The organism is Streptomyces sp. NPDC007164, assembly GCF_040634135.1.
GTDB lineage: Bacteria > Actinomycetota > Actinomycetes > Streptomycetales > Streptomycetaceae > Streptomyces > Streptomyces sanglieri.
This window is the reverse complement of record NZ_JBEYFB010000025.1, coordinates 1-13,282: the sequence shown is the minus strand read 5'-3', so window position 1 is coordinate 13,282 and position 13,282 is coordinate 1. Positions and strand designations below refer to the sequence as shown.

12 protein-coding genes and 5 tRNA genes are annotated in these 13,282 nt (G+C 70.0%); 6 read left to right on the top strand and 11 right to left on the bottom strand.

Annotated features, from left to right (window positions below; translation table 11 throughout):
* Window positions 1-4: 4 nt before the first annotated feature.
* Entirely contained in the window at window positions 5-1,429 is a 1,425-nt protein-coding gene (leuC, locus tag ABZ622_RS26710) for a 3-isopropylmalate dehydratase large subunit (RefSeq protein WP_360547285.1), read from the bottom strand.
* Window positions 1,430-1,603: 174 nt separating this feature from the next.
* Here leuC and ndgR point away from each other — a divergent pair, with 174 nt between their 5' ends.
* The gene (gene ndgR, locus ABZ622_RS26705) at window positions 1,604-2,320 is read left to right on the top strand and encodes an IclR family transcriptional regulator NdgR (RefSeq protein ID WP_014048551.1); all 717 of its coding nucleotides are present in this window, start codon (window positions 1,604-1,606) and stop codon (window positions 2,318-2,320) included.
* A gap of 57 nt (window positions 2,321-2,377) precedes the next feature.
* On the opposite strand, the gene ABZ622_RS26700 is transcribed toward ndgR, so the two are convergent.
* Complete coding sequence (locus ABZ622_RS26700; RefSeq protein WP_360547283.1) at window positions 2,378-2,875, bottom strand: DUF4188 domain-containing protein; 498 nt, start codon at window positions 2,873-2,875, stop codon at window positions 2,378-2,380.
* Between the two features lie 87 nt (window positions 2,876-2,962).
* Here ABZ622_RS26700 and ABZ622_RS26695 point away from each other — a divergent pair, with 87 nt between their 5' ends.
* Window positions 2,963-3,604, top strand: coding sequence for a MerR family transcriptional regulator (locus tag ABZ622_RS26695; RefSeq protein ID WP_360547281.1), 642 nt, complete (start codon window positions 2,963-2,965; stop codon window positions 3,602-3,604).
* 67 nt (window positions 3,605-3,671) lie between these two features.
* Here ABZ622_RS26695 and ABZ622_RS26690 read toward each other — a convergent pair.
* The 9 genes from ABZ622_RS26690 to ABZ622_RS26650 all read right to left on the bottom strand — a co-directional run bounded on the left by ABZ622_RS26690 (window position 3,672) and on the right by ABZ622_RS26650 (window position 7,668).
* A tRNA-Glu gene (locus ABZ622_RS26690) sits at window positions 3,672-3,744 on the bottom strand.
* A gap of 35 nt (window positions 3,745-3,779) precedes the next feature.
* A tRNA-Gln gene (locus ABZ622_RS26685) sits at window positions 3,780-3,851 on the bottom strand.
* 12 nt (window positions 3,852-3,863) lie between these two features.
* Window positions 3,864-3,936: transfer RNA gene (locus ABZ622_RS26680), tRNA-Glu, on the bottom strand.
* Between the two features lie 60 nt (window positions 3,937-3,996).
* A tRNA-Glu gene (locus ABZ622_RS26675) sits at window positions 3,997-4,069 on the bottom strand.
* A gap of 27 nt (window positions 4,070-4,096) precedes the next feature.
* Window positions 4,097-4,168: transfer RNA gene (locus ABZ622_RS26670), tRNA-Gln, on the bottom strand.
* Window positions 4,169-4,255: 87 nt separating this feature from the next.
* The gene (locus ABZ622_RS26665; protein ID WP_360547279.1) at window positions 4,256-4,975 is read right to left on the bottom strand and encodes an HAD family hydrolase; all 720 of its coding nucleotides are present in this window, start codon (window positions 4,973-4,975) and stop codon (window positions 4,256-4,258) included.
* 100 nt (window positions 4,976-5,075) lie between these two features.
* Complete coding sequence (gene gltX / locus ABZ622_RS26660) at window positions 5,076-6,548, bottom strand: glutamate--tRNA ligase (RefSeq protein WP_360547277.1); 1,473 nt, start codon at window positions 6,546-6,548, stop codon at window positions 5,076-5,078.
* Window positions 6,541-7,317 carry a fumarylacetoacetate hydrolase family protein gene (locus ABZ622_RS26655; protein WP_124716171.1) on the bottom strand — a complete coding sequence of 259 codons (777 nt, stop codon included), beginning with the start codon at window positions 7,315-7,317 and terminating at the stop codon, window positions 6,541-6,543. Before ABZ622_RS26655 ends, gltX begins: the two co-directional genes overlap by 8 nt.
* 162 nt (window positions 7,318-7,479) lie before the next feature.
* Complete coding sequence (locus ABZ622_RS26650; protein WP_360547274.1) at window positions 7,480-7,668, bottom strand: hypothetical protein; 189 nt, start codon at window positions 7,666-7,668, stop codon at window positions 7,480-7,482.
* 576 nt (window positions 7,669-8,244) lie between these two features.
* On the opposite strand from ABZ622_RS26650, the gene ABZ622_RS26645 reads away from it, so the two are divergent.
* From ABZ622_RS26645 to ABZ622_RS26630, 4 genes are all read left to right on the top strand, one after another.
* Window positions 8,245-12,033 (top strand): nitrate- and nitrite sensing domain-containing protein, encoded by a 3,789-nt coding sequence (locus tag ABZ622_RS26645; RefSeq protein WP_360547272.1) that lies wholly within the window; start codon window positions 8,245-8,247, stop codon window positions 12,031-12,033.
* Window positions 12,034-12,042: 9 nt separating this feature from the next.
* The gene (locus ABZ622_RS26640) at window positions 12,043-12,456 is read left to right on the top strand and encodes a roadblock/LC7 domain-containing protein (RefSeq protein WP_259934900.1); all 414 of its coding nucleotides are present in this window, start codon (window positions 12,043-12,045) and stop codon (window positions 12,454-12,456) included.
* A 133-nt stretch (window positions 12,457-12,589) separates the two neighbouring features.
* Window positions 12,590-12,997: a DUF742 domain-containing protein gene (locus ABZ622_RS26635; RefSeq protein WP_003966010.1), complete on the top strand. Its 408-nt coding sequence runs from the start codon at window positions 12,590-12,592 to the stop codon at window positions 12,995-12,997.
* On the top strand, window positions 12,978-13,282 hold a 305-nt coding region (locus ABZ622_RS26630), incomplete at its 3' end, for an ATP/GTP-binding protein (RefSeq protein WP_350985934.1). The genes ABZ622_RS26635 and ABZ622_RS26630, both read left to right, overlap by 20 nt.

Below are 13,282 nucleotides of genomic sequence, written 5' to 3'. Positions count from 1 at the left end.
ATTCTCAGACTCCGGCGGGCGTACGGGCGTCGGACAGGTCGGCGGGCGAGGCCAGGTGGCCCAGCACGGCGGTGGCGGCGGCGACCTGCGGGGAGACCAGGTGAGTACGGCCGCCCTTGCCCTGCCGGCCCTCGAAGTTGCGGTTCGAGGTGGAGGCGGAGCGCTCGCCGGGGGCCAGCTGGTCGGGGTTCATGCCGAGGCACATCGAGCAGCCGGCGTGCCGCCATTCGGCGCCCGCGGCGGTGAAGACCTTGTCCAGGCCCTCCGCGACGGCCTCCAGGGCGACCCGGACGGAGCCCGGGACGACCAGCATCCGTACGCCTCTCGCGACTTTGCGGCCGTCCAGGATCGCGGCCGCGTTGCGCAGGTCCTCGATCCGGCCGTTGGTGCAGGAGCCTACGAAGACGGTGTCCACGTTGATCTCGCGCAGCGGCTGCCCGGCGGTCAACCCCATGTATTCCAGGGCCTTTTCGGCGGCGTTGCGCTCCGAGGCGTCCTCGTACGAAGCAGGGTCGGGGACGTTGGCCGACAGGGGCGCGCCCTGGCCGGGGTTGGTGCCCCAGGTGACGAACGGGGCCAGTTCGGCCGCGTCGATGACGACCTCGGCGTCGAAGACCGCGTCGTCGTCGGTGCGCAGCGTCTTCCAGTACGCGACGGCGGCGTCCCAGTCCTCGCCCTGCGGGGCGTGGTCGCGGCCCTTCAGGTACTCGAAGGTGGTCTCGTCCGGGGCGATCATGCCCGCCCGGGCGCCGGCCTCGATCGACATGTTGCAGATGGTCATCCGGGCTTCCATCGAGAGCTTCTCGATGGCCGGGCCGCGGTATTCCAGGACGTAGCCCTGGCCGCCGCCGGTGCCGATCCGGGCGATGATCGCGAGGATCAGGTCCTTGGCCGTGACGCCGTCGGGCAGTTCGCCGTCGATGGTGATGGCCATGGTCTTCGGGCGGGCCATCGGCAGCGTCTGGGTGGCCAGGACGTGCTCGACCTGGCTGGTGCCGATGCCGAACGCCAGCGCGCCGAAGGCGCCGTGCGTGGAGGTGTGGGAGTCGCCGCAGACGACCGTGGTGCCCGGCTGAGTCAGCCCCAGCTGCGGGCCGACCACGTGCACGACGCCCTGCTCGACGTCGCCCAGGGGGTGCAGTCGTACGCCGAACTCCGCGCAGTTCTTGCGCAGGGTCTCCAACTGGGCGCGGGAGACCGGGTCGGCGATCGGCTTGTCGATGTCGAGGGTCGGGGTGTTGTGATCCTCGGTGGCGATGGTGAGATCGAGGCGCCGCACCCGGCGTCCGGCCTGCCGGAGGCCGTCGAAGGCCTGGGGGCTGGTCACCTCGTGCAGCAGGTGCAGATCGATGAAGAGGAGGTCGGGCTCACCTTCGGCGCGCCGGACGACATGGTCGTCCCAGACCTTCTCCGCGAGTGTCCTACCCATCGCTTTCCCTCCGGCCGGCGTCTTCGCCGGCCCAACTAGAGATTCGGTGCGCCGCCGTCCGGACCCCCGTGCGGGGCGGTGGCTACGGGCCGTTGTGTGGCCGCCCGTACAGGTTCGCAACTTCCGCCGAATATTGAACTTGCGTTTCACAGAGTGAGACGGGAGTATCGTCGTATGGACAACTCTAGCGGCGTCGGCGTTCTCGACAAGGCGGCTCTGGTATTGAGCGCCCTGGAGTCCGGTCCGGCCACCCTCGCCGGGCTGGTCGCGGCGACCGGGCTCGCACGACCCACGGCCCATCGACTGGCCGTGGCACTGGAACACCACCGCATGGTGGCGAGGGACATGCAGGGCCGTTTCATTCTCGGCCCCCGGCTGGCGGAGCTCGCGGCCGCGGCGGGCGAGGACCGCCTGCTGGCCACGGCGGGACCGGTGCTCACCCACCTCCGTGACATCACCGGCGAGAGCGCGCAGCTCTACCGCAGGCAGGGCGACATGCGGATCTGCGTGGCGGCGGCGGAGCGGCTGTCCGGCCTGCGGGACACCGTGCCGGTCGGCTCCACGCTCACCATGAAGGCCGGCTCCTCGGCCCAGATCCTGATGGCCTGGGAGGAGCCGGAGCGCCTGCACCGCGGCCTCCAGGGCGCCCGCTTCACGGCGACGGCGCTCTCCGGCGTACGGCGCAGGGGCTGGGCCCAGTCGATCGGCGAGCGCGAGCCGGGGGTGGCCTCGGTCTCGGCGCCGGTGCGCGGCCCGTCGAACCGGGTGGTCGCCGCCGTCTCGGTCTCCGGACCGATCGAGCGACTGACCAGGCATCCGGGCCGGATGCACGCCCAGGCGGTCATCGACTCGGCGGCGAGGCTCAGCGAGGCCCTGCGCCGCACCGGCTGACGCACCCGGCACCCCTCCCCGGCCGCCCCAGCGTCGTGGCGGCCCCCTTCCAGCGCCTCACTTCACGGACGAGCGGTGCGCGAGCCGGTCCGCCGCGCGGCGCCCCCGCCCCTCGATCGGCAGTACGCCGGTCGCCCCGGCCAGGCCGTAGGCCGGCATGTCGGCGTAGATCGATTCGTATCCGCCCTCGGGCACGATGTATGTCTCGTGCCACAGCCCCACGTGCTGCCGGGACTTCTTCTCCTTCCGGTTCATGATCGCCCAGGCCTTGCGGTGGAACATGTCGGGAGCGCTCGCGTACGCGTAGAGCTTCTCCTTCGACTCCCAGTACTGGACGACGTAGTACGTCCGCGGCGAACCGGTCAGCAGCGTGTAACCCAGCAGGCCGCGCTCCTTGTCCCTGCCCAACTCCCGCAGCATGCGCGGCATCGCGGCGAGGACCGGCAGCCAGTGGTGCACGCCCCGGAAGTGGTTGATGCGCATCCCGATCAGCAGCACGACCACCTCCCCCTCGGCCGCGGCGGTGATCCGTCCCGGTATCGGCTTCGCGAACATGTCTGCCCCTTCATCGTTGGAGAGTGCCACTATCCAATGATTGGATAGTGGCACTGCCCAAGAGGTGGCGCAAGGGAAGGCACGGACATGCGACTCTCGGAACTGAGCGAGCAGAGCGGTGTGAAGACCGCGACGATCAAGTACTACCTGCGCGAGGGGCTGCTGCACCCCGGCCACCGGGTCACCGCCACACAGGCCGAGTACGACGAGAGCCATCTGCGCCGGCTGCGGCTGGTGCGGGCCCTGATCCAGGTGGGCCGCCTTCCCGTGGCGACGGCACGCGAGGTCCTCTCCCACATCGACGACGACTCCCTGGGCCGGACGATCCGACTGGGCGCGGCGCTGTGGGCGCTCCCGCACGGCCCGGACCCCGACGAGGAGGCACCGGAGACGGCGGCCGCCCGCGAGGCCGTCGAGCGACTCCTGGACCGGATCGGCTGGGCGACGTCGCAGGAGATCGGCTCCCTCTCCCCCGCGCATCGCTCACTGGTGTCGTCGGTGGCGGCACTCATCCGCCTCGGCTACCCCTGTGACGTCGATTACCTGGCCGAACAGGCCCGGCTGATGCACCAAGTCGCCGTCCAGGACCTGGACATGATGGAGACGCACCCCACGGAGTCGGAGCAGGTGGAGATCGCGGTCGCGTCGGCCGTGCTCTACGAGCCGCTGCTGATGTCCCTGCGGCGGATGGCCCAGGAGGAGGAGTCGGCCCGGCGCTACGGAATCTGAACGGGCCTTGCCGGCAACGGCAGAGGCCCTCCACCGAAGTGAAGGGCCTCTGCCTGTCCTGCTGTTGTACCCCCGACCGGATTCGAACCGGCGCTACTGCCGTGAGAGGGCAGCGTGCTAGGCCGCTACACAACGGGGGCTTGATACTGCTGATTACTGCTGTTGCATTTCTGCGCTGGGCTACCAGGACTCGAACCTAGAATGACGGTACCAGAAACCGTAGTGTTGCCAATTACACCATAGCCCATGGTGTTTCAAGTACCCCCGACCGGATTCGAACCGGCGCTACTGCCGTGAGAGGGCAGCGTGCTAGGCCGCTACACAACGGGGGCCCTAGCGATCCTGCATCGAGAGCGTGGGTGCGACCCAGATGATCTCGCGGGAAGGATCTGTACCCCCGACCGGATTCGAACCGGCGCTACTGCCGTGAGAGGGCAGCGTGCTAGGCCGCTACACAACGGGGGCTTGTTGTTACAACTTGCTTGTCTTGCGCTGGGCTACCAGGACTCGAACCTAGAATGACGGTACCAGAAACCGTAGTGTTGCCAATTACACCATAGCCCACCAAAACTCAACCCCTGTGGGGGGTCTTGTTCGGCTCACGCTTCCCGTTCGGATCTTTCGTTCCGCTCGGGCGGCGCAGGAAGAACATTACCCGAAGGTGTCCGGCGCTCCAAAACGGGTATTGCCCGCCAGCAGTCCGGGCAGCTGATCGAGCCCGCTGATGCGGATCAGCTCGGGCCGTCCGCCGCGCCCGCCCCGGTCCAGCCAGATCCCCATGAGCCCTGCGGCAGCCGCCCCGCCGGCGTCTATGTCCGGCTCGTTCCCCACGTACGCGACCTCCCCCGGCTCCAGCGCCAGCGCCTCGCAGCCGGCGTGGAAGGCGCCGGCCTCGGGCTTGGAGATGCCCAGTTCCACGGCGCACACCATGGCCTCGAACCGGTCCCGCACTCCGAGTCTGCGCAGCTTCTGGTCCTGGTTCTGGATACTGGCGTTCGACAGCACCGCGTGCCGGAACCCGTCCGCCAGCAGGTCCAGCACCGGCAGCACATCGGGGAAGAGCTCCCAGGCGGCCTCGTAATGGGTGATGTGCCGGGCGAACCAGTCGTCGGCCTCGGCGTCGCCCAGCGGCCGTGAGAGGAACTCCCTGACCCGTTCCCGGCGCTGCCCCTGGAAGTCGGTCTCCCCGGCGGCGAACCGCGCCCAGTGCACGTCGGTGAGCTCCCGCCATACGACGAGGGCCTGCTCGACGTCCTCGTATCCGTCGGGCAGGCCCTCGTGTTCGAGGTGCTTGTGCATGCCGAGGCGGTCGGCGGTGGTGTAGTCGAAGATCGTGTCGTCGATGTCCCAGAGAACCGCGCGGATCGTCATACGGCCCAGCGTAGGGTCCGGCACGGTGGCCGTGAACGGCGCGAAGGGGGCGGCCTCCGGACGAACCGGTGGCCACCCCCTTCGGGTGCGGTGCGGTGTGTTACGCGGCCAGCCGGGCCAGGGCGGCGTCCACGCGGGCCAGGGTCTTCTCGCGGCCCAGGATCTCCAGGGACTCGAAGAGCGGCAGGCCGATGGTGCGGCCGGTGACCGCCACGCGGACCGGGGCCTGGGCCTTGCCGAGCTTCAGGCCGTGCTCCTCGCCCGCGGCGAGAACGGCGTTCTTCAGGGCGTCCGCGTTCCACTCGGCCTCGGCCAGCTTGGCGCGGGCCGTGGTGAGGAGGGCGTCGGAGCCCTCCTTCATCGCCTTGTTCCAGGACGCCTCGTCCGTCGCCGGCTCGTCCAGGAAGAGGAAGTCGACGTTGGCCGTGATGTCCGAGAGGACCGTCACACGGGTCTGGGCGTGCGGGGCGATCTCGGCGAACTGCTCCGCGTCGAAGGACTCCGGGGCCCAGGGGGCGAACGGGGCCGTGAGCCAGGGGCCGCACGCCTCGGTGAACGCCTTCACGTCCATCTTGCGGATGTGCTCGGCGTTGACGTGCTCGCACTTCTTCAGGTCGAAGCGCGCCGGGTTGGCGTTGACGTCCGCGATGTCGAACGCGGCCACCATCTCGTCGATGGAGAAGATGTCGCGGTCCTCGGCGATGGACCAGCCCAGCAGGGAGAGGTAGTTGAGCAGTCCCTCGGGCAGGAAGCCGCGCTCGCGGTAGAGGTTGAGCGAGGCCTGCGGGTCGCGCTTGGAGAGCTTCTTGTTGCCCTCGCCCATGACGTACGGCAGGTGGCCGAAGGCCGGGGTCTCCTTGGCGATGCCCAGCTCGATGAGCGCCTTGTACAGGGCGAGCTGGCGCGGGGTGGAGGAGAGCAGGTCCTCGCCGCGCAGGACGTGGGTGATCTCCATCAGCGCGTCGTCGACCGGGTTGACCAGCGTGTAGAGCGGGGCGCCGTTGGCGCGGACGATGCCGTAGTCCGGCACGTTCTCCGGCTGGAAGGTCAGCTCGCCGCGGACCAGGTCGTCGAAGGTGAGCGCCTCGTCGGGCATCCGGAAGCGGACGATGGAGGTCCGGCCCTCGGCCTCGTACGCGGCGATCTGCTCCGCCGTGAGCTCGCGACAGTGGCCGTCGTAGCCGGACGGCCTGCCGGCGGCGCGGGCGGCGTCGCGGCGGCTGTCGAGCTCCTCGGTGGTGCAGTAGCAGTGGTAGGCGTACCCGCCCGCCAGGAGCTTCTCGGCGACATCCTTGTAGATGTCCATGCGCTGCGACTGGCGGTACGGGGCGTGCGGGCCGCCGACCTCGGGGCCCTCGTCCCAGTCGAAGCCGAGCCAGCGCATCGAATCCAGGAGCTGGTTGTAGGAGTCCTCGGAGTCGCGGGCCGCGTCGGTGTCCTCGATGCGGAAGACCAGGGTGCCGCCATGGTGCCGGGCGAAGGCCCAGTTGAACAGGGCGGTGCGGACCAGACCCACATGGGGGTTGCCGGTCGGGGAGGGACAGAAACGTACGCGGACTGGTGCGTTAACCACGCTTGATCACCTTGTTGGTGAGAGTGCCGATGCCTTCGATGGTGACGGCGACCTCGTCGCCGACATGGAGGGGTCCGACCCCTGCGGGAGTGCCGGTGAGGATCACATCGCCCGGGAGCAGCGTCATGGCTTCCGTGATGTGGACGACGAGATCCTCGATCGAGCGGATCATGTCGCTCGTACGGCCGAGTTGCCGTTGCTCTCCGTTGACCGTCGCCTGAATGGTGAGGTCGTGGGGGTCGAGGTCGGTCTCCACCCAGGGGCCGAGCGGGCAGGACGTGTCGAAGCCCTTGGCCCGGGCCCACTGCTTCTCGCGCTTCTGGGCGTCGCGGGCGGTGACGTCATTGGCGCAGGTGTAGCCGAAGATGACGTCCTTCACGCGCTCGCGCGGAACTTCCCGGCACATGCGGCCGATGACCACGGCCAGTTCGGCCTCGTGGTGGAGTTCGTTGGAGAAGGAGGGGTACTCGATGGCGTCGCCGGAGCCGATCACCGAGGTGGTGGGCTTGAAGAAGGCGACGGGTACGTCCGGTACCTCGTTGCCCAGCTCCTTGGCGTGCTCCGCGTAGTTGCGGCCGATGGCCACGACCTTGTTGGGGAGCACGGGGGGCAGGAGGCGGACCTTGCTCAGCGGGACCTTGGTACCGGAGAGCTCGAACTCGGCGTACGGGATGCCCTTGATGATGTCGAGGACGAGACCATCGGGCCCCTCGCCCTCGACGGCGCCGAAGGCGACATTGCCGTCGATGGAGAACCTGGCGATGCGCACGGGATGCTGTCGCCCCTCACTTGCTGGCTGAAGACTGACGCTCCAGGCTAACGCGTCGCCCGTCGGGACCTGCCCCGATCACCGGGCGGCGCGAGCGAGAGCCTGTCCGGCGGCCTTCGGTCGGAGGCCGGTCGACGGGCTCCGAGGGGGACGGCGTCCGGGCTACTCCGGGACGGCGGCGGTGACCGGGGCGACCATGAGGATGGTGCGCCGGGGGTTGGCCGTCTGGGTGGGCAGGTCCACGGCGTGCTCCGGCTGCTCCGGCGTCCGCGGTCCGTCGATGTCCTCGAGGTGCGCCAGCGTGGTGCGCCGGGGGTTGGCAATGTTGCGGAACATCATCGTCGTCTTCATCTGCCGATCGGACCCTGTCGGTTCGGGCGCCGCCCGGAGGGGCGCCGGTTGTCGGATTTGCCATCCCTGTAAAGCGTCAGGCTAAACATCCAATTCCCTCCGGAAGCCCGGAAGAGACGGCGATCATCATGTGAGTTTCCTCACGACCGGGCAGACAATTCACCCATTCCGGTCGGTCAATGATGTCGACAGAAACGGACATTACGTAACTGAATCAGCCATTCCGCTCCTGATCATGTCGACTGGGACACCCTTTACGCTTCACTGATTCGCCCGTAATCATCCGTTTCATCCATGATCACGCTCCACGGCTTGTTACTCAGTCATCACAACGCGTCACCCCTGTCACGGCCGGGCGTTGGGCCCTTGTTGGAGATCCGGCACTGTGCTGGAATTCCACGCACCGCCGCGGGTTTCAAGCCGGCGCGCAGGGGCGCAACGGAGCGCCGAGTGGCGGCGGGAAGGGGAAGGACGCCGGTCACTCACGACCACCATGGGGCGGGTACAACGCCCCACGACGCCGACACCGTCCCACCGCCCAGCGGGGGGACGCCTGGTCCAGAGGTTGCGACGCTAGTGCAGGGACGTTTCAAGAGGGATGGCAGCGCTGCGGCGGAGCAGGAGCCGCACGGCGGGACCGACCGCGGCTCCTCGGCCCAGCACGCCCAGAACCCCGGGCCTGCCGCGGCCGGTGACAGTGGCGACCGCGCCCAGCGCCCCGGTGCCGCGGCGAGCGGCGACACGGATCCGAGCACGTCGGCCAAGTCCCGGGGGCCCGTCAGCACCGGCTCCCGAGTCGCTCTTCGCAACTGGCGCATCAGCACCCGCCTGGTCTCCCTGCTCGCCCTTCCCGTGGTCGCCGCGACCACGCTGGGTGGTCTGCGGATCAACGAGTCCATGAACGACATCCAGCAGCTGGACCACATGCAGCTGCTGACCCGGATGACCAAGCAGGCGACGTCGCTGGCCCAGGCGCTCCAGGAGGAGCGCGACCGTTCGGCCGGTCCGCTGGCCAACGGGGTGAAGGCCGACGACTTCAAGGTCACCGAGCCGCGCAAGAAGACCGACCGGGCGAAGACGGCCTTCCTCGACGCGACGACCTCGATCGGCGACCCCTCCGGCGACGAGGCCCTTGAGGGCATCGTCGCCAGCGTCACCCAGATCGCGAGCCAGCTGTCCGAGATCCGCGACATCCGCAAGGCGGCGTACGGCAAGGGCACCCCGAGTCTCCAGACCGTCGACCAGTACAGCCAGCTGATCACCTCGCTGCTGAGCCTCTCGCAGGACATGGCGCAGGCGACCAGCAACTCCGAGATGATCAAGCGGACCCGGGCACTGGCGGCCTTCTCCTCCGCCAAGGAGTACGCCTCGGTCCAGCGGGCGATCATCGCGGCGGCCCTGCCCGGCGGCAACGACAAGCAGCCGCACCTCGACGAGAACGACAAGCAGTTCGGCCGCGCCGCGCTGCGCAAGGAGGGCTCGGCCCTCCGTTCCTTCAAGGCCGTGTACCAGGCGACCGGCAACAACGCCGACGAGCTGACCGCCACGCTCGACGAGGGCAACCCGGAGATCAAGGCCGCCAACACCTACGCGAAGAAGGTGCTGGACAGCCCCTCGGGCATGACCGGCACCGCGCGCCGCTCCTACCTGGACTGGTACGACCAGAGCTCCACCAAGATCCAGGCCATGAAGACCATCGAGGAGACCCTCCTCAGCGACATGGAGGGCAAGGCCCGCGAGCTCCGCGACGAGTCGAAGCGCGAAGCGATCATCAGCGGTGCGCTCATCCTGCTGGTGCTCGGTGTCTCGCTGGTCGGCGCCTTCGTCGTCGCCCGGTCGATGATCCGCTCGCTGCGCCGCCTCCAGGACACCGCTACGCGCGTCGCCCAGGACCGTCTGCCCGAGCTCGTCAAGCAGCTCTCCGAGGCCGACCCGCAGGACGTGGACACCTCGGTCGAGTCGGTCGGCGTGCACTCCCGGGACGAGATCGGCAAGGTGGCCGCGGCCTTCGACGACGTGCACCGCGAGGCCGTCCGTCTCGCCGCCGAGCAGGCCCTTCTGCGGGGCAACGTCAACGCGATGTTCACCAACCTCTCGCGCCGCAGCCAGGGCCTCATCCAGCGTCAGCTCTCGCTCATCTCCGAACTGGAGTCGCGCGAGGCCGACCCGGACCAGCTCTCCTCGCTCTTCAAGCTCGATCACCTCGCGACCCGTATGCGCCGTAACGGCGAGAACCTCCTCGTCCTCGCGGGCGAGGAGCCGGGCCGCCGGTGGACCCGCCCCGTCCCGCTGGTCGACGTGCTCCGGGCCGCCGCCTCCGAGGTGGAGCAGTACGAGCGCATCGAACTGGCGGCGGTGCCCGCCACCGAGGTCGCCGGCCGCGTGGTCAACGACCTCGTCCACCTGCTCGCGGAGCTGCTGGAGAACGCCACGTCGTTCTCCTCGCCCCAGACGAAGGTCCGGGTCACCGGTCACGCGCTGCCCGACGGGCGGGTGCTGGTCGAGATCCACGACACCGGCATCGGCCTCTCCCCCGAGGACCTCGCCGCGATCAACGAGCGGCTCGCCTCGCCGCCCACCGTGGACGTCTCGGTCTCCCGCCGCATGGGTCTGTTCGTGGTCGGCCGGCTGTCGCTGCGTCACGGCATCCGGATCCAGCTGCGGCCCTCCGACTCCGGTGGCACGACCGCGCTGGTCATGCTGCCCGTCGATGTCGCGCACGGCGGCAAGCAGCCGGTTCCCAAGCAGGCACCCGGGCAGCAGTCCGGTGCCCCCGGCGGTCTGCTCGCCGGCGGCGCCACGGGCGCGGGCAACGGCTCCCGTCCCGGCCTCGGCGGTCCGCCCTCGGGCCCGGCCGGCCGGCTCGCCTCGGGTCCGGGCGCCTCGCGCGGCCAGGTCGGTGCGGGGTCCGCGCCGCGTGCCGCGCTGCCCTCCCGCGACGGCGGCCCCCGCCACCAGGCGGCCCAGCAGGGCCAGCAGAACCAGCAGGGTCAGCAGAACGCCGGGTTCCAGTCCGCCGGGCTGTCCGGCACCGGTCCGCAGGACGCCTCCCGTCCGGAGCCGCAGCGTCACGGCGGCGGCCTCGCCGGTGCCTTCGGCAACGGCGCCCGTCTCGGTGCCCGCGGCCAGGGCGACGGACCGGGCCGTACGGATTCGGGCCGCCCCGACCTGTTCGGCCAGAACCGCCAGGACCAGAACCGTCAGTTCCCCGACCGCCAGGACCAGAACGGCTCGCAGGGCAACGGCCCCGCCCCGTGGCAGCAGCCCTCCCAGCAGCAGCCGCAGCAGGCCCGGCAGAACCCGGTCGGCCAGGGCGGCTTCCAGCAGCCCGCCGGCCAGGACGGGCCCGGCCGTCAGCTGCCCCCGGTCGGCGGCCCGCGGGCCGAGCTGCCCGGCGGCAATCCGCAGCCGCAGCGTCCGCAGACCACCAGCTGGGGCACCGAGGAGCCGTCCGCGCCGCGGCAGACTCCGCTGGACGCCCCGCGCGGTCACGAGGACCCCGAGTCCACCGGTCAGTTCCAGCGGCCGATGAACCCGCCGCTCACGCCGCGGATGCCGATGGACGACCGGCAGGGCCCCGGCTCCACCGCCGAGTTCGCCCGCCCGGACTTCTCCGCGCCGGCCCCGCAGCCGTACGGCTCGCAGGACCGGTCGGGCCAGGACCCGGCGAGCACCGGGCAGTTCGCCCGCCCCGACTTCGGTCAGCAGCAGCCCGCCCGGTCCCAGGACCAGGGTCTGCCGGCGCCGCGCCGGCGCGGCCGGGACGACGAGGAGTTCGGCGCCCCGCGTCCGCCCGCCGTGCCCGGCGGCGACGCGCAGTACCGTCCGGTCCTGCCCTCGCAGCCGCAGCCCGAGGCACTGCCTCCGGCGGCCGGCCCCGGGGACGGTCGTACGCCGCTGTACGACACCCTGGAGACGAACTGGTTCCACGGCCCGCAGCCGGGCGGCCAGCAGCCGCCCGCCGAGCCGCAGGCACCCACGCCCGTCAACCAGCAGCAGCCGGCCCAGGAGCCCTCCGCTCCCGCGGCGCCGCGCCGCACCGGGGACGCCCCGGGCAGCACCACGAATTCCTGGCGCCCCTCGCCGAACGACGAACTCGGACGGCAGGCGGAGCGGGTCAAGAAGCCCGCGGCAGGCGGAGTCACCACTTCCGGACTGCCGCGCCGAGTGCCTCGCGCCAACCTGGTGCCGGGCACCGCTCAGCAGCAGAACCATCAGTCCGGTCCGCAGGTGTCACGTGCCCCCGATGATGTACGCGGGCGGTTGACCAATCTCCGCCGGGGCATCCAGCAAGGGCGACAGGCCAACAACGGCCAGTCGACCGGCAGTTTCCCACTCGGCCCCACTCACCAGCAGGAGCGTTAGTTGAGCCCGATGAGTCAGGCCGCACAGAATCTGAACTGGTTGATCACCAACTTCGTGGACAACACCCCCGGGGTGTCGCACACGGTGGTGGTCTCCGCCGACGGACTCCTGCTGGCCATGTCCGAAGGATTCCCCCGTGACCGCGCCGACCAGTTGGCGGCCGTCGCCTCCGGGCTGACCTCGCTGACCGCGGGTGCCTCCCGGATCTTCGAGGGCGGCGCCGTCAGCCAGACCGTGGTGGAGATGGAACGCGGGTTCCTCTTCCTGATGTCCATCTCGGACGGCTCCTCACTGGCCGTTCTCGCCCATCCGGACGCCGACATCGGTCTGGTCGGGTACGAGATGGCCCTGCTGGTCGACCGTGCGGGCAGTGTCCTCACCCCCGACCTCCGCGCCGAGCTCCAGGGCAGCCTGCTCCACTAGGCGGCCCTGGATCGATGACAGACTCGATTGCCCCAGGTAATGCCCTCATCCCTCGCCCGTCCGGCCGCTTAGAGCCCCCCACCGGCCCCTTCAGACGGCAAGCCGACGTACTGCTGTCACGCCCGGAGGATTCATGACCCCGCCACCCGCCTCACCCGATCCGTACGGCGCACTGCACCACGCGTCGTACGACGGTGAAGGCGACCAGCCACTGGTCCGCCCGTACGCCATGACCGGTGGCCGGACCCGGCCTCGCTACCAGCTCGCCATAGAGGCCCTGGTCTCCACCACGGCCGATCCCGCGCATCTGGGGACACTGCTCCCCGAGCACCAGCGGATCTGCCACCTCTGCCGTGAGGTCAAGTCGGTGGCCGAGGTCTCGGCGCTGCTGTCGATGCCGCTCGGTGTGGCCCGGATTCTCGTCGCGGACCTGGCGGAAGCCGGCATGGTGGCCATCCACCAGCCGGGCAATGGAGAGGCCGGCGGCGCGCCGGATGTGACACTGCTCGAAAGGGTGCTCAGTGGACTTCGCAAGCTCTAGTGGCGGTGCTGCCCGGGCCACCACCTCGGCGAAGATCGTGGTGGCCGGGGGCTTCGGCGTGGGCAAGACCACGTTCGTCGGTGCCGTCTCGGAGATCAACCCGTTGCGTACGGAGGCCGTGATGACGTCCGCGTCCGCGGGCATCGACGACCTCACGCACACCGGGGGCAAGACGACGACGACCGTCGCCATGGACTTCGGTCGTATCACCCTGGACCAGGACCTGATCCTGTACCTCTTCGGTACGCCGGGTCAGGACCGTTTCTGGTTCATGTGGGACGACCT

Bases quoted from the DNA above. Each gene is read 5' to 3' on its own strand.
- leuC (WP_360547285.1), bottom strand. From the start codon at position 1,429: ATGGGTAGGACACTCGCGGAGAAGGTCTGGGACGACCATGTCGTCCGG.
- ndgR (WP_014048551.1), top strand. From the start codon at position 1,604: ATGGACAACTCTAGCGGCGTCGGCGTTCTCGACAAGGCGGCTCTGGTA.
- ABZ622_RS26700 (WP_360547283.1), bottom strand. From the start codon at position 2,875: ATGTTCGCGAAGCCGATACCGGGACGGATCACCGCCGCGGCCGAGGGG.
- ABZ622_RS26695 (WP_360547281.1), top strand. From the start codon at position 2,963: ATGCGACTCTCGGAACTGAGCGAGCAGAGCGGTGTGAAGACCGCGACG.
- ABZ622_RS26665 (WP_360547279.1), bottom strand. From the start codon at position 4,975: ATGACGATCCGCGCGGTTCTCTGGGACATCGACGACACGATCTTCGAC.
- ABZ622_RS26650 (WP_360547274.1), bottom strand. From the start codon at position 7,668: ATGAAGACGACGATGATGTTCCGCAACATTGCCAACCCCCGGCGCACC.
- ABZ622_RS26640 (WP_259934900.1), top strand. From the start codon at position 12,043: ATGAGTCAGGCCGCACAGAATCTGAACTGGTTGATCACCAACTTCGTG.
- ABZ622_RS26635 (WP_003966010.1), top strand. From the start codon at position 12,590: ATGACCCCGCCACCCGCCTCACCCGATCCGTACGGCGCACTGCACCAC.